This window comes from Pseudomonas sp. PDM20 (assembly GCF_014852575.3).
In the GTDB taxonomy this organism is placed as follows: Bacteria; Pseudomonadota; Gammaproteobacteria; order Pseudomonadales; family Pseudomonadaceae; genus Pseudomonas.
The window spans coordinates 2,860,897-2,880,890 of sequence record NZ_CM181224.1 but is presented as its reverse complement, the minus strand read 5'-3'; the positions used below and the strand labels follow the sequence as shown (position 1 = coordinate 2,880,890).

Sequence of the window (19,994 nt, the reverse complement as noted above, 5' to 3'; positions counted from 1 at the left end):
AGTCGTCATCCGGGGAAGGATTGGTCCGGTACTTTTCCGGGGAATTGGCGGTTCAGCCGCAGGCAGCGCGCCCTTAACCTTTGCGCATCGGTTTTGAAAGCCGGTTCCGGCATTTACCGGATTCCGGCGTCAGCGCCCAATGGCCACCCAGCACAAAGGAGTCTCGCCATGTCCCCGTCCGCCATCGCAATCGTTCGCGTCCAGGCATTCCCCGGCCAGGCTGCCGCGCTGGGCGAGCACCTCAATCAACTGGTCACCCAGGTCCGCCAGCAACCCGGCTGTCAGGGCAGCGAGTTGCAGGAACTGGCCGCCGACCGCTGGCAGGTGCTCACCCGCTGGGCCAGCCAGGCCGAGCTGGAGGCGCACCTGTCCGGCCCGAAAGCGCAGCAGTGGCTCGGCCAGCTCGGCTGTGGCGACCTGGCGCTGGGACTGGAATTCGAAAGCCGCAGCGCTGACTGACTCAGAACGCCGTGCGCACCAGACCGCCATCCACCCGCAGCGCTGCGCCATTGGTGGCCGAAGACAGCTCCGAGCAGACATAGAGCACCAGGTTGGCGATCTCCTCGGGGCGGGCGAAGCGCTGCAGCAGCGAGCCCGGCCGCGCGGTGCGGAAGAACTCCGCCTCGAATTGCTCGAACGGCTGCCCACCGGAAAGCTTGTCGACGAAATCACCCACGCCCTCGGACGCGGTCGGCCCCGGCAGCACGGCGTTCACCGTCACCCCGGTGCCCGCGCAGTATTCGGCCAGCCCGCGGGACAGGCCGAGCTGGGCAGTCTTGGTGACGCCGTAGTGGATCATCTCCAGGGGAATCTGGATGCCGCTCTCGCTGCTGATGAACACCACCCGCCCCCAGTTCTTCTGCTTCATGCCCGGCAGGTAGGCACGGGACAGGCGCACACCGGACAGCAGGTTGACGTCGAGGAAGCGCAGCCACTCCTCGTCGGCAATCTCCTCGAAGGGTTTGGGGTCGAAGATGCCGAGGTTGTTCACCAGCACGTCCACCGCCGGGTAGCGCTCCACCAGCGCGGCAATCTGTTGCGGGTCGGACAGGTCACCGGCGAAGCCTTCGACCCTGGCATCGGCCTGCCCGTCGCGGATACGCGCCAACGCATCATCCACCGACGCCTGGCTGCGACCATTGAGAATTACCCGCGCCCCTTCGCGGGCCAGGCCCTGGGCGATGGCGAAACCGATGCCCTTGGTCGAACCGCTGACCAGGGCGAGCTTGTCGGACAGATGCAGGTTCATGGCGAGTCTCCAGTAGACGGAACACGAGGACGCCGGCGCGGGCCGGAGTGGGAATGGACGACTCAGCATAGGCGGCGCTTTCTCACCGGTGCCAGCCAGCCCGTCAGACGCTGGAAGACCCCGACTGGCTCCTCGGACAGCTTCCAGCACCGTCATCCGCTCTACTTCAGGCGTCTGCCGCAGAGCCGCGGCTCCCAAGGCCTGCAGCCGATGCCTTTGTAGGAAGGCTGTTACATTTCTGAGACAAAAAGCGCTTCTATTTGTCGCTTATGTATCTGTTCTGCTGGCGAAAATTCCAATCGCGACTAGCGTCAATTCCGTAAGCAGATATGCGTAGGACTGCTTTTCTCTGGGGATTTACCAGCCGGAATTAGGGAAATGCAGGCCAAATATCGCTCGAAGCTCTTCCAGCCAGTTGCCCACGCCCTGGCGCTAGAACAACGCATCCTGTTCGACGGCGCAGCCGCTGCGGCCGTCGATCAACAGCATCACGACAGCACCGCCGCCGAGGCGAAGGACACGGCCAAGCCGGCCACTGCCGTCGAGGCACGCGCCCAGGCAGCCGCCCCCGCACAGGCGGCGCCGCGCAATCTGGTGGTGATCGATGCCCGCCTGGAAAACCGCGACCAGCTCGCCGCCAGCCTGCCGGTGGGCACCACCGCGCTGGTGGTGGACGCAGGCCAGGACGCCATCGCGGCCATCAGCAACGCGCTGACGCAACTGGGCAAGGTCGACTCGATCCAGATTTTCTCCCACGGCGCCACCGGCCAGCTCACCCTGGGCAACCAGACCTTCACCAGCCAGAGCGTCGACCAGCTCGGCGATCGCCTGAGCGCCTGGCGCGGCGAGCTCAATACCGGTGCGGACATCCAGCTCTATGGCTGCGACGTCGGCGCAGGCAGCGCCGGTCAGGCGCTGGTCAACGAACTGGCGCGCTGGACCGGCGCGGACGTCGGCGCCTCCAGCAATGCCACCGGCTCCACCAGCGCCGGCGGCGACTGGAACCTGGAAGTGCGCGCGGGCGACGTGGACAAGTCCATCGCACTGAGCGCCGACACCCTGGTGAGCTTCCAGGGCCTGCTGGCCGACGCCAGCCCCACCGTGGCCATGGGCAGCGGCGGCGCGGCGGTGCGCCTGGGCGATACCTTCACCTTCGACGTCAACTTCAGCAACCCATCCACCCAGGTCGGCTTCGCGCCCTACATCGACCTGTTCATGCCGGCCACCGGCCGCGACGGCAATGACGGCGCCACTTTCGTTTCCGCCACCTACCTGGGCCAGGCGGTGACCAGCTATGTGATCACCTTCGACGCCAACGGCAATGCCACCCACCCGCTGGCCAAGGACGCCAACGGCAATGCCCTGGTGATCAACGCTGCCAGCGTCGGCATGAAGGCCGGCGACCAGATGGTGGTGCTGCAGCTGCCCTATGCCAGCGTCACCAGCGGCCAGCCGGCCATCGGCATCCAGGTCACCGCGCAGCTGAGCAACCTGGCCGACACCAGCTATTCCGACGGCGCGCCCAATCTCACCATCAATGCCCGCGGCGGCTTCGAGTACGGCAACGATTCACTGAACAACCCGGCGCAGGATCCGACCCTGGTGGAGGCGGCGCTGCACAGTTTCGTGGTCACCCCGACGCTGCTGTCGGTGACCCAGACGGTGAACATGCCCGAGGGCGAGACGGTCACCGGGCCGAACTTCACCCGCACCGAAACGGTGACAGTGACCCCGGCCCCCGGCCAGACCCTGACCAACGTGACGGTTACCCAGACGGTGCCCGACCAGGTTCACGTCAGCTCCATCACCCCCGGCGCCGGCGGCACCCTGACCTCGATCACCCTGCACGACGGCACCGTACTGACCAACCCGACACTGATCGCCGCGGCGCTCAACAACCCCAATGCCTTCGTCGCCAGCTACACCATTCACTACGACACCCTGAGCGCGGCCAGCACCACCACGGTCGGCTTCTACGTACCGGAGATCGACGCGGCCGGGCGGCCGGTGCTCGACCCTGCCACGGGCAACCCGCGCACCATCACCTTCGGCACCGCCACGGTGAATGGCGACTGGAACCCGCTGGACCCGCGCGACCGCCCCACCGATCCGGACGGTTATCCCTTCACCGTGACCGGCGACGGCGCAGGTATCACCTTCGTCGCCAAATCGATCACCCTGCTCAAGACGGTGAACCTGCAGACCGACGTCGGCACCCCCGGCATTACCCCCGGCGATACCCTGCGCTACACGATGGATGTGGCCATCTCCGACTTCTATGCCTTCGGCAAGAACATCCTCGGCCAGGGCACCTTCACCGTCACCGACCAGCTCAGCGACGGCCAGACCTTCTCCGCCGCCAATGCGCCGAGCATCGTCATCCAGCAACACGGCGCATCGCAGGTCATCCCGGTGATCTACACCGCCACGGTGAACGCCGACGGCAGCACCACGCTGGTCTTCGATATCGGCGCATCCATCGCTGCCGCCGTCCAGGGGCCCGGCCTCTATGCGCTGTTCGGCGACCTCTGGGATGACGATGTGCAGGAAGGCGCCACGCGGATGTCCATCGTCTACGACGCGACCATCGACACCACCTACACCTCCGACCACCCGCCCCATGACCAGCTCAATGAGGGCGACAGCGTCAGCAACAACGCAACGGTGGATGCCACTGTGCTGCGCGACTCGCTGAACATCGGCGGCGAGCAGACCGACGGCTCCGGCACCACCAGCACCATCGACACCTCCAACATCGATATCACCCTGACCCAGGTGAACGGCGGCAACCCGCCTGCCAACGGCGAGTTGCGTCCCGGCGACGTGGTCACCTTCACCATCACCTACGACCTGCTGGTGGCGGACTACGAGAACTTCAAGCTCACCGCCTACCTGCCGCTGCCGCTGCTCAACGCGGCGGGCATCAACTGGAGCATCGGCAACGGTGTCGGCCAGTGGAGCTTCGGCGCCGGCAACAGCATCCTCGACGTGCCCGACAGCGTCACCACCGGGGCGGGCAACTCGATCATCTTCGACTTCGGCAACTACGTTTCCGGCGGCCTCAACGGCGGTACCGTGCAGGTGCGCTTCACCATGGTGGTCGGCGACCAGCCCTATGCCGACCAGCGCGAACTCGACGTGCTGGCGCAGTCCAGCCAGACCACCACCATCGACAAGACGCCGCTGATTTCCTCGGATGTCGCGGTCATCGAATCGGTCGCCGAACCGGTGCTGGACATCAAGCACGGCGTGGTCTCCACCACCCATGGCACGGTCACCGGCACCACCGGCACCTGGGCCCAGCCGGGCACCACCGGCACGCCCTTCAGCGGCAGCGTGACCAGCCTGGCGGCGGTGGATGGCAACGTCAGCGGCATCGACGGCGCCGACACCCTGCGCCTGGCCACGGCGATCAAGAACAGCGGCGGCGGCAACGCCTTCGACGTGTCCACCAGCATCACCCTGCCGGCAGGCCTGGCGTTCGTCGGCGGCAGCCTGTCCACCGCCAACCTGCAAATCCATCGCGGCGACGGCAGCCTGCTGGTGCAGGGCGTCGACTACAGCATCAGCGGCAACAGCATCACCTTCCTCGACCCCAACAACCAGGGCACCCTGCTCGCCGGCCGCGCCGGCACGGCCAACGACCTCTCCGGCGCCAACGTCGTGGTGATCACCTACGACGTCACGGTGAGCAACGCCATCCTCGCCTCCAGCACCCTGCAAAGCAGCGCGGCGCTGACCAACTACGCCAGCGTCGAGGGCGGCCAGGACTTCACCCCGGTGGACATCGTCGAGGTCGCCAACCAGCAGGTGGCCGCGCCGACCATCAGCAAGACCTACCAGAACGGCAGCCTCACCGACGACGACTCCAGCGCCGGCCACACCAGCGGCAGCAACCTGGTGATCGGCGAGAAGATGACCTACGACATCGTGGTCACCCTGCCCGAAGGCAGTACCGCCAACCTGCGTCTTTCCGACCTGATTCCGCCGGGGCTGCGCCTGGACCTCACGGCCTTCGGCGGGGCGGGCTACCAGATCATCTACAACGCCGTGAACAACGGCATCGATCCGTTCAGCGGCGCACTCACCCAGGCCTTCGCCGGCTCTGTCAACGTCCTCACCTTCAGCGGCGACGGCAGCGATGGCGGCGACCTGAACCTGCTGTTCAGTGCCGCCGGCTCCACGGCCGACAACAACATCGGCAACAACGCCTTCGTCATCCGCCTGGTGCTGGTGGCGAGCAACGTGCAGGGCAACCAGCAGGGCGTCACCCTGAACAACGGCGCGCAGCTGACCTACAGCGACCCCGACGGCGATACCCCCAACGGCGCCACGGCAGTGGACCGCACCGTCGCCAGCCCGCAGCAGCCCTCGGTGACCATCGTCGAGCCGACCCTGACGGTGAGCCAGCAGGTCACGGCCACCCCCACCTACGGCGGCTTCGACGAAGGCGACACGGTCACCTACACCATCACCATCAGCAACACTTCCGGCACCAATGCCTTCGATCTCAGCCTGCTGAACATACTGCCCACGCAGATGGACAACATCGTGATCACCGGCAAGGTCTACAACGGCGCCACCAACAACGGCGGCGTGGACTTCATCATCCAGAACGGCCAGCTGGTCACCGCCAGCGGCGCCAACATCGATATCGCCAATGGCGGCAGCATCGTCATTTCCCTCTCGGGCGTGGTGAACGCCTCAGCAGCCGGCCAGGCAGTCATCACGAACAACGTCGTGGTGCGCTGGACCAGCCTGGACGGCCTGGGCAACGCCACCGACACGGGTGCCGGCGAGCGCGGCGGCGACGACGGACTGCTCAACTCCGGGGTGCTCAACGACTACCGGCAGATCAACACGCTGCTCATTCCCGTCACCAACGGCATCCAGGTCTCGCGCGTCGGCGGCCTGGACGCCACGCCGCCGGCGACCAACTCCTCGGGCGCCACCGATACCGCCGGGCTGGAAGAAACCGTGGTGGTCGGCGAAATCGTCCGCTACCGCGTGGCGATCGTAGTGCCCACCGGCGTGAACCCCAATTACCAGATCCGCATCGAGTTGGCTCCCGGGCTGGAGTTCATCCCCGCCGACCTCAACAACATCCTTATCGCCCTGGGTTCCAGCGCCATTGGCGGCCTCACCACCGACGCCACCGACCTGATCAGCGGCGGCACCCTGGGCATGGTCGGCAACCAGAACAGTGACGTATCGCTGCCGATCCATCCCGACCTGTCCGGCGACAAGCCCACCGGGATCTTCAACATCAACAGCAACCGCCTGCAGATTTCCACGGACGGCCGGACCATCACCTTCAACCTGGGCAACCTGACCAACAACGAGGTCAACGACGGCGATATCGAAGGGGTGATCCTCGAGTTCAACGTCCGCGTCGCCAACATCGCCAGCAACCAGGGCGGCGCGCAGCTGAGCATGAACGTGTTCGAGCACGTCGGCACCGGCGGCGGGGTCGACCGCGGCCACAGCGCCACGATCTTCGAGCACGTCGTGGAACCGAGCTTCACCGGCATGGACAAGTCGGTGATCGACATCGCCGCCGGCAGCGTCGCCGGCACCACCAACGCGACAGTCTCGGTCAGTTTCACCCAGAACGGCGAAGTACCGGCCTACAACGTCGTGCTGCGCGACCAGTTCCCCAACGGCAGCGACTACGCGATCCAGAGCATCGTCATCAACGGCACCAGCTACACGACCGGCAACCTGCCGGCGGGCGTCACCGCCAGCGTGGTGGGCGGCCAGGTGGTGCTCAACTTCGACCAGTTGAACGTCAACGACAAGGTGCAGGTGATCTACAGCGTCACCCTGCCCAACACCATCGTTCCCGACGACGTCACCAGCTCCGCGGTGCTGACCTGGACCAGCCTGCCCACCAGCTTCGAGAACGCCGGCTGGGGCGGCTCGCTGCCACTGACCGCCGGCGGCGCCGATGGCGAGCGCACTGGCCAGGACGGCGCGGGCGGGCTGAACAACTACATCCTCAGCGACGGCGCCGGCATGGGCGTGGTGAAAGGCACCCTGTGGGATGACACCAAGTCCGCCACCACCAGCACGACGCCCGACGGCCCTGGCCTGGGCGGCATCGACGTGACCCTGACCTGGGCCGGCGACGACGGCGTGTTCGGCAACGCCGACGACCGCACCTTCAGCACGGTGACCGCCGCCGATGGCACCTACCAGTTCGCCATCCTGCCCTCGGGCAATTACCTGGTGGCGGTGGCGCAGAACTTCGCCCAGGCGAGCAACAACCGCTTCCACGTGCGCGTCGACTCCGACAGCGGGACCTCCACCGTCGGCCTGGGCAACATCAACCTGAACCTGGCCGAGGGCGCCATCGGCATCGCCGATGCCGGCTACGTGCATATCAACGAAGCGCCGATCAACACCGTCTCCGACCAGCATGGCCAGGAAGATACCGTGCTGCACATCGTCGGCCTCGCCACCAGCGACGTGGACGTCAACGCCGGCAATACCGCCGGCGTCATGACCGTCACCCTCAGCGTGGTGCACGGCGTGCTCTGGCAGAGCGCAACGACGCCCGGCGCCAACGATACCCCCCCGACCGGCGCCGGCCGCACCCTGGTGCTCACCGGCACCCTGCAGCAGATCAACGTGTTGCTCAGCCAGATTTATTACAAGGGCGACCAGGACTTCAACACCGCCCGCAATGCCGAAACCCTCACCATGGTCACCAACGACCAGGGTAACTTCGGTGACGCGGACGGCGACGGCATCCCCGGCGAAAACCCCGACGACGCCCTGAAAGACACCGACACCCTGAACATCGTCATCGACCCGGTGAACGACGCGCCCATCGCCCGTCCCGACATTGCGATCGCCATCGAAGCCGGCGGTTCGAACAACGCCACGGTCGGCGTCGACCCCACGGGCAACGTGCTGGACAACGACACCGACGTGGACATCGCCACCAACGGCGACATCCTCAAGGTCACCCGCCTGGAGAACTCCACCGGCGGCTTCGTGGTGGTGCCCGCTGCTGGCGTCGTCAGCCTCGCCGGCCGCTACGGCACGCTCTACATCACCGCGACCGGTGGCTTCCAGTACGTGGTCGACAACAGCAATGCCGAAGTCCAGGCGCTGCGCACCGCGGGCGACGTGCTGCGCGAGTCGTTCGGCTACTTCATCACCGACACCGGCGGCCTTTCCAGCTCCACCTCCCTGACCATCGACATCCACGGCGCCAACGATACCCCCGTGGCGCTGAACGACACCGGCGTCGCCATCGAGGCCGGCGGCACCAATAACGGCACCGCCGGCAGCGATGCCACCGGCAACGTGCTGACCAACGACAGCGATGTGGACGCCACGGTCTATGGCGAGACCAAGGCCGTCAGCCTGGTGCGCTTCGACGGCACCGGCGGCGGCGCTATCCTGCCGGTCGCCCCCGGCTCGCCGACCACTGTTGCAGGCCTCTACGGCACCCTGACGATCAACGCCGACGGCACTTATCGCTACGTGGTGGACAACAGCAATCCCGTGGTCCAGGCCCTGACTCCCAACGATCCCCTGCTCTCCGAGCAGTTCACCTACCAGGTCACCGACAAGGGCGGCCTGAGCGCCATCGCCACCCTCACCATCACCATCCAGGGCGCCAACGACGCCCCGGTGGCGGTGGACGACCATGGCACCGCCACCGCTGGCGCCAGCGACGGCACCCCGCCACCGGTCAACGCCAGCGGCAACGTGATCACCGGTAACGCCGGGGTGGGCACCGACACCGACGTCGACACTGTCGACCAGCCCAACGCCGACAAGCTCAAGGTCGATGGCGTTCGCTCCGGCCTTGAGACCGCCGGCGGGACTCTGACCGGCGTCGCCAGCGGCGTCACCACCAACATCACCGGCACGGTCGCCCGGCTGGCCAACGGCACCCTCATCAGCGGCAACTTCGGCCAGCTCAGCCTGAGCGACGATGGCACCTACACCTTCGTGGTCAATAGTGCCGATCCTGCCATTCTCGCGCTCACCGCCAACCAGAGCCTGGATGTGATCTTCACCTATCGCATCCACGATACCGGCGGACTGACCGACCAGGCGCAGCTGGTCATCACCGTGACCGGGGTCAACGACCCGCCCGTCGTGCAACCCGTGGTGATCCACGCCACCGAGGCCGGCGGTCTGCTCAACAACGTCGTGGGCCTGGACCCGACCGGCAGTATCCGGGGCTCCTATGTCGATCCCGACGGCGATGTCCTGACCATCACCGCCGTGGTCAACCCCAACGGCGTCAGCGGCAACGTGGGGGCGGACCTGGCGGGCAACTACGGCGTGCTGCTGCTCAACGCCGACGGCAGCTACCGTTTCGTGGTCAACAACCTCGACCCGGCGGTGCAGTCGCTGCGTACCTACAACGACACACTCAGCGAAGTCTTCACCTACAGCGTCAGTGACGGGAACGGCAAGACTGTCACCCGCACCTTCACTGTCATCATTCACGGGCAGAACGATACCCCCATCGCTGCAGACGACACGGGGGCCGCCGTCGAGGCCGGCGGCACGCTGAACACCACGCCCGGCGCGCCCGCCACCGGCAACGTGCTGCCCAACGATCTGGATGTGGACGGCGCGGCTTACGGAGAAACCCATGTGGTCGACGCTGTGCGCACTGGCACCAAAGGCGCCGGCGGCACGCTGATCGACCTGACCGCCAGCGGCGGCGTGATCGCAGGGACCTACGGCACCCTGACCCTCAACGCCAACGGCACCTATACCTACACCGTCAACGACAGCCTGGCCGCCGTGCAGGCGCTGAAGAACGGCGACTCGCTGACCGAAGCCTTCACCTACCGCATGCATGACACCGCTGGCGCCACTTCCATCGCCCAGCTGACCATCACCATCGAAGGCCGCTACGACGCCCCGGTGGCCAACGACGACATCAACTACGCCGTGGCCAACCTCGACGGCAGCGGCGGGCGCAACCCCACCGGCAACGTGATCACCGGCCTGACCGGGATCTTCGCCGGCATCGGTGCCGACACCGATGTCGATGCCAGCGATCACATGCGAGTCACCACCATCGCGGTCGGCCCGGAGGGTGCGCAGGTGGGCACCGTGGTGGTGACACCCGGCAGCCCGCAGACCATCGTCGGCGCGTTCGGCACCCTGGTGATCAATGCCGACGGCAGTTACCAGTACTTCGTCGACAACACCAACGCGGACATCATCGCCCTCGGCCCGCTGGCGTTCGCCCTGGAATCCTTCACCTACCAGGTCACCGACGATGGCGGCCTCAACGACCAGGCCACGCTGATCATCCTGGTCCGTGGGCAGAACCAGCCACCGGACACCGCGCCGGACTTCGGCACGGCGGTCGAAGACGGCGGCCTGCACAACAACGTGCCGGGCAGCAACCCATCGGGCAACGTGCTGGACAACGACACCGACCCGGACACCATCACCACCATCCCGCAGGATGTGATGCACGTCGTCTCGTACTGGGCCGGCGACGGTCCCCTTCCGCCCGATGCCAGCGTTCCCGGCCAGAGCCTGCGCGGCCAGTACGGCACCCTGACGCTCAACGACGACGGCAGCTGGAGCTACGAGCTGGACAACTCCCTGCCGGAGGTCGAAGCCTTGCGCGCCAGCGGCCAGACCCTGCAGGACAAGTTCACCTACCTGGGCGCGGACATCTGGGGCGGCGCCACCCCAGGCCTGCTGACCATCACCATCGACGGGCGCAACGACACCCCCATCGCCAGCGACGACAACGCCCTGGCCGTGGAAGCCGGCGGCGTCAGCAACGGCACGCCCGGCGTCGACCCGCGCGGCAACGTGCTGGACAACGACACCGACGTCGATGGCGTGCAGTACGGCGAAACCAAGGCGGTGGTGAACTTCACCAACCAGAACGGCACCACGACCAATGCCGGCAACGTGCTGCAAGGTCTCTACGGCAAACTGACGATCAACGCCGACGGCAGCTACGAGTACCGCGTCGACAACGACAACCCCACTGTGCAGGCCATGCGCAGCGCCAACGAGAAGCTGCAGGAAGTCTTCACCTACCGCATGCGCGACACCGCCGGCGCTACCTCCGACGCGCGCCTGACCGTGGTCATCCAGGGTGCCAACGACAATCCGGTGGCGCGCGACGACAGCAACAGCGCCACCGACCAGACGCCGGCACCGCAGGCCACCGGCAACGTGCTGCCCAACGACAGCGACGTGGATGGCGGCGACTCGCTGACCGTCACCGGTATCCGTACCGGCCAGGAAACCGGCAGCGGTACTGCGGGTGTGATCGGCCAGCCGATTGCCGGGCGCTACGGCACGCTCGTCCTCAACGCGGACGGCAGCTACACCTACACCATCGACCTGACCAACCGCGAAGTGCTGGCGGCGGCAGGGCTCGGGCAGGTGCTCAAGGACTACTTCACCTACACCATCAGCGACCTGGCCGGCGCCACCGACGATGCCGTGCTGACCATTACCCTGGACATCGCCACGCCGTACATCCCGCCGGGCCCGCATTTCGACCGCTTCGGCGACGACGGCTACCCGCGTGACCGCCTCCCGGACGTGGACCCGGCGATCTTCGTGCAGCCGGTGGTCGAGCGCATCGACGATCGCCTGTCGCTCTCCAACTGGGGCGCCGACGGCAGCAACATCGACATCTTCGCCACGCCGGAAATCGAGAGCCCGTCGCTGGGCGCGCAGCTGGGCCAGGTCAAGGGCCAGTTCGTCGCCCGCGCCGTGGCCGAAAGCCGCCGCGCGGCAACGCTGGACAAGAACTGGGTGGACGGCCGCCACGGCGTCATCAGCCTCAGCGCCGACGGGCTGTTGCCCGACCCGTCGCTGTGGGCGCCCTTCCCCGCCGACATGGTCGGCAAGGCTGACAAGGCGCAGAACACCCAGGGCTTCCGCGCCCAGCTGCGCGAGGCCGCCCAGCGCCGGAGCGGCCAATGAGGAACTCGCGACTCTTTAGGATCGATCAAGGACAGACTATGCCTGCCTACGCACTGAAATGCCTGAGCGCCACCATCACCGTCAGCCTCTTCCTCAGCGCCTGCTCGGCGTTCGAGCCCAAGCCCTACACCGAGGAGGAAATGCGCCAGCGGGTGATCGACGACCAGGCGCGGATGTACAAGGAGCAGGAGCCGGTCAGCGGGCCGATCACCTTCTACGAAGCCTCGGCGCGCGCCCTGAAATACAACCTCGACTACCGCCTGAAACTGCTGGAAAGCGCGCTGGCCTCCGACCTGCGCGATGTCACCAGCCACGAGATGCTGCCGCGGGTGGTCGCCTCCGCCGGCTACGCCGGGCGCAACAACGATTCGGGCGGCACCTCCATCGGCATCGAGGACCGCCAGGTCAGCCTGCGTCCGTCCACCTCGGAAGAGCGTTACCGCCAGCTCTACAGTCTCGGGCTGTCCTGGAGCCTGCTGGACTTCGGCGTCGCTTACTACCGCACCCAGCAGAAGAACGACCAGATGCTGATGGCCGAAGAGCGCCGCGAGAAGGTCGCGCAGAACGTCCTGCAGGACGTACGCAACGCCTACTGGCGCGCGCTGGGCGCCCAGCGCCTGCTGCCGGAAGTGGACGGCCTGCTGATGCGCACCCACCGCGCGCTGACCTCCGCCCGCGAGGCCGAGGGCAAGGGCCTGCTGCCGCGCCAGGACATCCTCGCCTACCAGCGCGCCCTGCTCGACTCGGTGTACATGCTCACCGTGCGCCGCCAGGACCTGGAGTTCGCCCGCGCCGAACTGGCCGCACTGATGTCGCTGCCGCCGAACACCAAAATGGTCCTGGCCGACGTCGGCGAACAGCCGCTGCCACTGGTGACCAACAACGTCGAGCAACTCGAACGCCTGTCACTGGAGCGCCGCCCGGAAATCATGGAGGAGTGGTACCGCAAGCGCGTCGACATGAACGACCTGAAGATCGCCAAGGCCCAGCTGTGGCCCAACGTGAGCTTCAACTATGGCTACGAGTACGACTCCAACAAGTACCTGTACAACAACGACTGGAACCAGACCGGCATCAACGTCTCGATGAACCTGCTGCGCCTGGCGCAGTACCCGGACATCAAGGCCGCCGAGGCCAGCCAGGAAAAGACCGACGACATGCGCCGTACTGCGCTGTCGATGGCCATCCTCACCCAGGTCCGCGTCAGCCTGCTGCGCTACCAGCTGGCGAAGCAGGAAGTGGAATTCGCCGACGAAAGCCTGCGCGTCGACCAGAGCCTGCTCAGCTACGCCCAGTCCGCCCGTGGCGCCGCCCTGGGCAGCGAGCTGGAGCTGATCCGCGCCGAGGGGCGCTTCCTGCTCTCGCGCTACCAGCGCGAAGCCGCCTACTCCGACGCCCAGGCCGCCTGGGGCCGGCTGTACAACTCGGTGGGCTTCGAGGTGATGCCCAGGGAAATCGAAAACCACGACGTGAAGACCCTGGCGCGGGAAATCCAGCGCACGCTGGAGCAGCAGACCAGCACCAACCTGCTGGCCAGCAGTAGCGCCACGACCGTGCAACCAACCGTTCGACCGACCGCTGGGCAAGCATCCGCAGGGCAGAAGGAAATCGCCAATGCCGCGCAGTAAGCCGTACCTGCTCCTCCCGTTGTGCCTGATGTTGCTCCAGCCGGCGCTGGCCGAAGATGCCACCAGCGGCCTGCCCCCGTTGCCCGACAACCAGGACCCCGGCGCCATCCGCGTGCTGCTGGTATCCAACCTGGAAACCACCCTCTCCGCGCAGATGAACGGCACCCTCGGCGCGCTCAAGGCCAGCCTGGGCGACAAGGTCGCCAAGGACGCCGAACTGGCCCAGCTCAACTGCGTGGAGGTCAACGCCCGCGCCAAGGTCGCCGCCGCCGAACTGAGCATGGCGCGCTCCAACCTCGCCGCCAAGCAGAACCTGCGCAAGCTCGATGCCGTGGGCGACCTCGAAGTCGCCATGGCCAGCACCGAGGTACAGAAGGCCGACGGCGCCCTCACCCTGGCCCGCGCCCAGGCCGGTTACTGCCTGGTCGATGCGCCCTTCTCCGGGCGCATCGCCAAGGTCTACGTCAAGCCCTACCAGACGGTGACCGCCGGCACGCCGCTGTTCGACCTGGTCAGCGATGGCGCGCTGAAGGTCCGCCTCAACGTGCCCTCGTCCATGCTGCCCAGCCTGCGTCCGGACATGCCGCTGGAAGTGGACATCCACGAAACCGGCAAGCACTACCCGGCCAAGGTCAGCGTGATCAACGCGCGGGTCGACGCCGTGGCGCAGACCGTGGAGCTGGAAGCGAAGCTGGACGCCAGCTACCCCGAACTGATCGCCGGCATGAGCGGGGTCGCGCGCTTCCCCGAAAGCCATGAGTGAGCTGCTGCCGCCACCCCAGCTGCTGCTGAGCCTGGCCAATGTGCGCGACAAGGCGCTGACGGCCGACTCCCTCGGCGCCCTGGCCTTCAGCATCGCCAACGACCTGTTCCCGCTGCTGCGCTTCCACCAGGCGCTGGTGTTCGCCTGCCATGAGTCGCGCAACGAGCTGCTGGCGGTGTCCGGGCTGGCCAAGCCCACGGAAGACTCGCCCTATCTGGTCTGGCTGGAGCGCGCCAGCCGCTGGGTCGCCGCGCAAACACCTGACGCCACCCCCACCTGGCTGGCCCGCGACGCCCTCGAACCGCCCGCCGACATCGCCGAAGGCTGGAGCGAATGGTGGCCGGCCGGGCTCTGGTGCGTGCCGCTGCACGACCGTGCCGGCAAGCGCCTGGGGCTGGTGCTGTTCCTGCTCGACGAGCCGCCAGCGCGCAACCTGCAGCCGCTGCTGCAAGGCATCTGGCAGACCTGGGCGCACGCCTGGGCCGCGTTCGGCCCGCGTACCCGCCTGCGCTTCTGGCGGCCGAGCAAGCGTCAGGTGCTGGTCGGGGTGATCGCCCTGGCCGCTCTGCTGCTGATCCCGGTGCGGCAGACCGCCCTGGCGCCGGCGGAGGTCGTCTCGCGCAACGCCCAGGTGATCAGCTCGCCCATCGACGGCGTGATAGTCCGGATGCTGGTGCGGCCGAACCAGAGCGTCGAGGTCGGCACGCCGCTCTTCGAGCTGGACGAAACCACCCTGCGCAGCCGCGCCGACGTGCTGGCCAAGGAAGTTGCCGTGGCCGACGCCGAACTCATGGCCGCCAGCCAGCGCGCCTTCGACAACCCGCAGAGCAAGAGCGAACTCTCGGTGCTCGACGGCCGCTCCCGCCAGCGCCGCGCCGAACTGGCCGCCGTGCAGGCGCAACTGGCGCGCACCCGCGTACTCGCGCCGCGCGCCGGCGTGGCCGTGTACAGCGACCCCAACGACTGGCTGGGCAAGCCGGTGGTGACCGGCGAACGCATCCTGCAGATCGCCGATCCGAAGGCACCGGGCATGCGCATCCAGCTGCCGGTGGCGGATGCCATCGCGCTGGAGCCGGGGGCACCCGTGGCGCTGTTCCTCACCGCCTACCCGCTCGACCCGCTGCACGGGGAAATCCTCGACACCAGCTACCAGGCCAAGCCCAGCGATGAGGGCGTGGCCTCCTACCGCCTGCTGGCCAGCGTGCAGGACGCCCCGCCCCACGCGCGCCTGGGCCTGCACGGCACCGCCAAGCTCTACGGCGAGCGCGTGGTGCTCGGCTACTACCTGCTGCGCCGGCCGCTGGCGTCCCTGCGCGCCTGGACCGGCTGGTAACGCGCGATGGACATCGCCGCCGAGGACCTGCCCACCCCGCCGCTACGCGACGACCTGCGCCTGGACGAAGCCGCGCCCGGCCCGGACGGCGAGCCGGTGTGGGTAATCCAGGACAGCGTGCTCAACCGCTTCTACCGCATCGGCTGGCTGGAGTTCGAATGCCTGCTGCGCTGGGAACAGACGCCCCGGCAGATCAGCGAGCAGATCGCCGAGCAGACCGCGCTCAAGCCCGACGCCGAGCAGGTGCTGGGCTTCCGCCAGTTCCTCGAACACCACCAGCTGCTGCGCCCCGGCCCCGAGGCACTGGCGCGGCTGGCCGCACGCAGCGAAGGCAAGCAATGGACGACCTGGAACTGGTGGCTGCACCACTACCTGTTCTTCCGTATCCCGCTGCTGCGCCCGCAGCGCTTCCTGCGCGCCATCGCCGGCAGCCTCGACTGGCTGTTCAACCGCTACGTAGCGATGCTGGTGCTAATGCTCAGCCTCGCCGGCATCGTGCTGGTGGCGCACCAGTGGGACACCTTCACCCACGACGTGGTGGAGTCATTCTCCTTCGAGGGCCTGCTCAGCTTCGCCGCCGCACTGGTGGTGGCGAAGACGCTGCATGAGCTGGGTCACGCACTGGTGGCGACGCGGCTGGGGCTGAAGGTCGCGCACATGGGCATCGCCTTCGTGGTGATGTGGCCGATGCTCTACACCGACACCGGCGAGAGCTGGAAGCTGCGCAGCAACCGCCAGCGCCTGGCGATCGCCAGCGCCGGGATCATCACCGAGCTGGGCCTGGCCGGGCTGTCGACGCTGGGCTGGGCGCTGGCCGACCCCGGCCCGCTGCGCAACGCCCTGCTGTACCTGGCGACCACCAGCTGGGCGCTGTCCCTGGCGCTGAACGCCAGCCCCTTCATGCGTTTCGACGGCTACTTCATCTTCTCCGACCTGCTGGACTTCCCCAACCTGCACGAACGCGCCGGCGCCCTGGCGCGCACCACGCTGCGGCGCAACCTGCTGGGGCTGGACGAACCCTGGCCGGAGCACTTCCCCACCGGCAAGCGCCGAGCGCTGGTGGCCTTCGCCTTCGGCACCTGGGTCTACCGCCTGCTGCTGTTCCTCGGCATCGCCGTGGCGGTCTACTACTTCTTCTTCAAACTGCTGGGGATCTTCCTGTTCGCCGTGGAAATCAGCTGGTTCATCGTTCAGCCCGTGTGGCGCGAACTCAAGGTCTGGTGGCAGCGCCGTGCGGAAGTGAAGCCGCGGCGCAAGCTGGTGTTCCTCGCGCTGATCGGCGCCATCGCTCTGCTGCTCGCCATCCCCTGGCGCACCCAGGTCCACGCCATGGGCGTAGCGCGTGCGGCGCAGCAGTTGCACGTCTACGCGCCATTCCCCGCGCTGCTGCGCGACCTGCGCCCCGGCGGCGAAGTCGGCAAGGGTGAAACCCTGGCGGTGATGGAAGAGCCCGACATCGCCGCCAAGGTGGCCGGCAGCGAGGCGAGCATCCGCGGCTTTCAGGGGCGGTTGGCGGGCATGCTGGCCGACCCGTCCGGTCTCTCCGAGGAAGCCGTCACCCGCCAGCGCCTGGGCGTGGAGTACCAGCAGGCCCGCGCCGCCCGCAACGAGATGGCCCGTCTCAACCTGCAGGCTCCCTTCAGCGGACGCTGGATGGACGTCAACCCGGACTGGAAGCCCGGCCAGTGGATCAACACCCGCGAGCCCATCGGCGTACTGGTGGACCCGCAGCACTGGCTGGTGGACGCCTACGTCAAACAGGACGAAGTGCAGCGCCTCACCGACGGCGGCCATGTGCGCTTCTACCCCGAAGGCGTGCCACGTCCCATCGAAGGCCAGGTGGTGCTGATCGGCACCACGCGCATCAGCCAGCTGGAACATCCGATGCTCGCCTCGCGCTACGGCGGCCCGCTGAACGTCAATCCGCAGGGCGAGGCACTGGTGCCCAACCCGGCGCTGTTCCATGTGCTGGTGAAGCTGGAAAGCGCACCGCCTGGACTTCACGAAACCCGTGGCCATCTGCAGATCGAGGGCGCCCGGCGCAGTTGGCTGGGCGAGGGTTTCACCCGCCTGCTGGCGGTGGCATTGCGCGAGAGTGGGTTCTAGCGCCGGAGTTTCCCTGTAGGAGCGCGCCACGCGCGCAATCGCGGGCATGGCCCGCTCCTGCAGCTTGATGCCCCTGCTTGCGGCCCCGCGCCGGGCTCACTCCTTCGCCATGCCGAAACAATGCCGCGCCTGCGGGAACTGGCGCTCGCGCACCTCGCTGGCAAAGCGTTCGGCCGCCGCGCCGATCAGTTCGTCCACCCGCACGTACTGCTGCGCGAAGCGCGGAATCTGCTCGCCGGACAGCCCCAGCATGTCCTCGGTCACCAGCACCTGCCCGGCGCAGGCAGGTGAAGCGCCGATGCCGATCACGGGGATCTCCAGTCGCTCGCAGACCTGCCGCGCCACTGGCTCCAGCACGCCCTCGAGCACCACGCTGAACGCCCCGGCGGCTGCGATGGCATCCGCGTCGCGCAGTACCTGCGCAACACCGACTTCCTCCTTGCCCTGCACCTTGAAGCCGCCGAGGGCGTTGACCTTCTGCGGCATCAGACCGATATGCGCCATCACCGGAATGCCCCGCTCGACCAGGAAGGCGATGGTCTCGGCAATCTCCGCGCCCCCTTCCAGCTTCACCGCCTGCGCGCCACTCTCGGCGAGCACCCGCGCGGCGGCGAGGAACGCCTGCTGCGGCGAGGCCTGGTAGCTGGCGAAGGGCATGTCCACCACCACGCAGGCCCGTTGCGAGCCCCGGACCACGGCGGCGCCGTGGGCAATCATCATGTCGAGGCTGACGGCCAGGGTGTGCGGCATACCGTAGAGCACCATGCCCAGCGAGTCCCCTACCAGCAGCACATCGACGTGCGGGTCGAGCAGCCGCGCCATGGGCGCCGAGTAGGCGGTCAGCACGACCAGACTGCCGGGCTCGCGGCGTTGGCGGATGTCCAGGATCGACAGGCGTTGTTGCAGGCGATGGCTGCTCATGGTGCTCTCCACGGATGGCTGATATTGGCCGGGGAAGACGCTACCATCGGCCCTCCATGACCCACTTCCGACAGTGAGACAAGCTATGCCGCCAGCGGGACAGGATGCTTTGGCACTCCCCGGCTTCACGTCGCTGCCCCGCCCCGTGTGGCTGCGCGCCTTCGACATGCCCGCCGGCCACGAGGTGGAGCCCCACTCCCACCCCTGGGGGCAACTGATGTACGCCGCCAGCGGCGTGCTCGAGGCGACGACCGAGCAGTACGCCTGCGTGATTCCACCGCGCCGGGCGATGTGGCTGCCGGCGGGCGTTCGCCACAGCGCGCGGGCGCGCACGCTGGTGGTCCACCGCAGCTTCTACCTGGCCCCGGAACTGGCCGTCGGCCTGGGCCCGTGCCGCGTGCTGGAAATCTCACCACTGCTGGACAACCTCATCCAGCGCGCCAGCGAATTCTCCCGCGACTACCCCGACGAGGGCCCGGAAGCCCGGCTCATGCAGGTTCTAGTGGACGAACTGCACAGCGCGCCGGACTCCGGCCTGGCCCTGCCGCTGCCGCGTGATGCCCGCCTGCGGCGCGTCACCGATCACTTGCAGGAGCACCCCGGCGAGCGCCTGGGCATCGAGGACTGGGCGCAGCGCGTCGGCGCTTCAAGGCGCACGCTGGCGCGGCTGTTCCGCGACGAGACCGGGCTGTCGTTCCGCGAATGGCGCGAGCGGGTACGCCTGCTGGCGGCCCTGCCGAGGCTGGAACGCGGCGAGTCGGTGACACTCATTGCCGGCGAGTTGGGCTATGAATCCACCTCGGCGTTCATCGAGCTGTTCCAGCGCCAGCTGCACACCTCGCCTGGAGCTTTGGCGCGGCAGATGCGGGCGGGTGGCTAATCGAGAGTCAACCAGCAGGAGCGCCCCATAGGTGCGATCGTCGACATGGGCACGGCCTCCCGCCCATTCTGCCAGGAAATCCTGCGCTCGGGTCTGCCCTCACCCTAACCCTCTCCCAGAGGGAGAGGGCTGGGGTGAGGGAAACCAGGAGCACGGATTAGCCTGGG

Annotated in this window: 9 protein-coding genes; 7 read left to right on the top strand and 2 right to left on the bottom strand. The window is 67.5% G+C overall.

Features of this window, described 5'->3' with window-relative positions:
- Positions 1-168 precede the first annotated feature (168 nt).
- Entirely contained in the window at positions 169-459 is a 291-nt protein-coding gene (locus IB261_RS13295; protein ID WP_151186868.1) for a putative quinol monooxygenase, read from the top strand.
- A 1-nt stretch (position 460) separates the two neighbouring features.
- Here IB261_RS13295 and IB261_RS13290 read toward each other — a convergent pair whose 3' ends face one another.
- Positions 461-1,249 carry an SDR family NAD(P)-dependent oxidoreductase gene (locus IB261_RS13290; RefSeq protein ID WP_081516983.1) on the bottom strand — a complete coding sequence of 263 codons (789 nt, stop codon included), beginning with the start codon at positions 1,247-1,249 and terminating at the stop codon, positions 461-463.
- A gap of 378 nt (positions 1,250-1,627) precedes the next feature.
- Here IB261_RS13290 and IB261_RS13285 point away from each other — a divergent pair, with 378 nt between their 5' ends.
- From IB261_RS13285 to IB261_RS13265, 5 genes are read left to right on the top strand one after another with little or no spacing between them, the layout of a single operon-like run.
- Complete coding sequence (locus IB261_RS13285; RefSeq protein ID WP_192382868.1) at positions 1,628-12,196, top strand: cadherin-like domain-containing protein; 10,569 nt, start codon at positions 1,628-1,630, stop codon at positions 12,194-12,196.
- A 38-nt stretch (positions 12,197-12,234) separates the two neighbouring features.
- On the top strand, positions 12,235-13,824 hold the full coding sequence (locus tag IB261_RS13280; RefSeq protein WP_192382869.1) for a TolC family protein: 1,590 nt from the start codon (positions 12,235-12,237) through the stop codon (positions 13,822-13,824).
- Complete coding sequence (locus tag IB261_RS13275) at positions 13,811-14,587, top strand: efflux RND transporter periplasmic adaptor subunit (protein WP_192382870.1); 777 nt, start codon at positions 13,811-13,813, stop codon at positions 14,585-14,587. Before IB261_RS13280 ends, IB261_RS13275 begins: the two co-directional genes overlap by 14 nt.
- On the top strand, positions 14,580-15,920 hold the full coding sequence (locus tag IB261_RS13270; RefSeq protein WP_192223240.1) for an efflux RND transporter periplasmic adaptor subunit: 1,341 nt from the start codon (positions 14,580-14,582) through the stop codon (positions 15,918-15,920). Before IB261_RS13275 ends, IB261_RS13270 begins: the two co-directional genes overlap by 8 nt.
- A gap of 6 nt (positions 15,921-15,926) precedes the next feature.
- Complete coding sequence (locus IB261_RS13265) at positions 15,927-18,026, top strand: site-2 protease family protein (RefSeq protein ID WP_192382871.1); 2,100 nt, start codon at positions 15,927-15,929, stop codon at positions 18,024-18,026.
- A 96-nt stretch (positions 18,027-18,122) separates the two neighbouring features.
- Here the strand turns inward: IB261_RS13265 and panB are convergent, their stop codons facing one another.
- Positions 18,123-18,947, bottom strand: a complete 825-nt coding sequence (gene panB, locus IB261_RS13260) for a 3-methyl-2-oxobutanoate hydroxymethyltransferase (RefSeq protein WP_192382872.1) — start codon at positions 18,945-18,947, stop codon at positions 18,123-18,125.
- Positions 18,948-19,032: 85 nt separating this feature from the next.
- Here panB and IB261_RS13255 point away from each other — a divergent pair, with 85 nt between their 5' ends.
- Positions 19,033-19,827 (top strand): AraC family transcriptional regulator, encoded by a 795-nt coding sequence (locus IB261_RS13255; RefSeq protein WP_167523178.1) that lies wholly within the window; start codon positions 19,033-19,035, stop codon positions 19,825-19,827.
- Positions 19,828-19,994 lie beyond the last annotated feature (167 nt).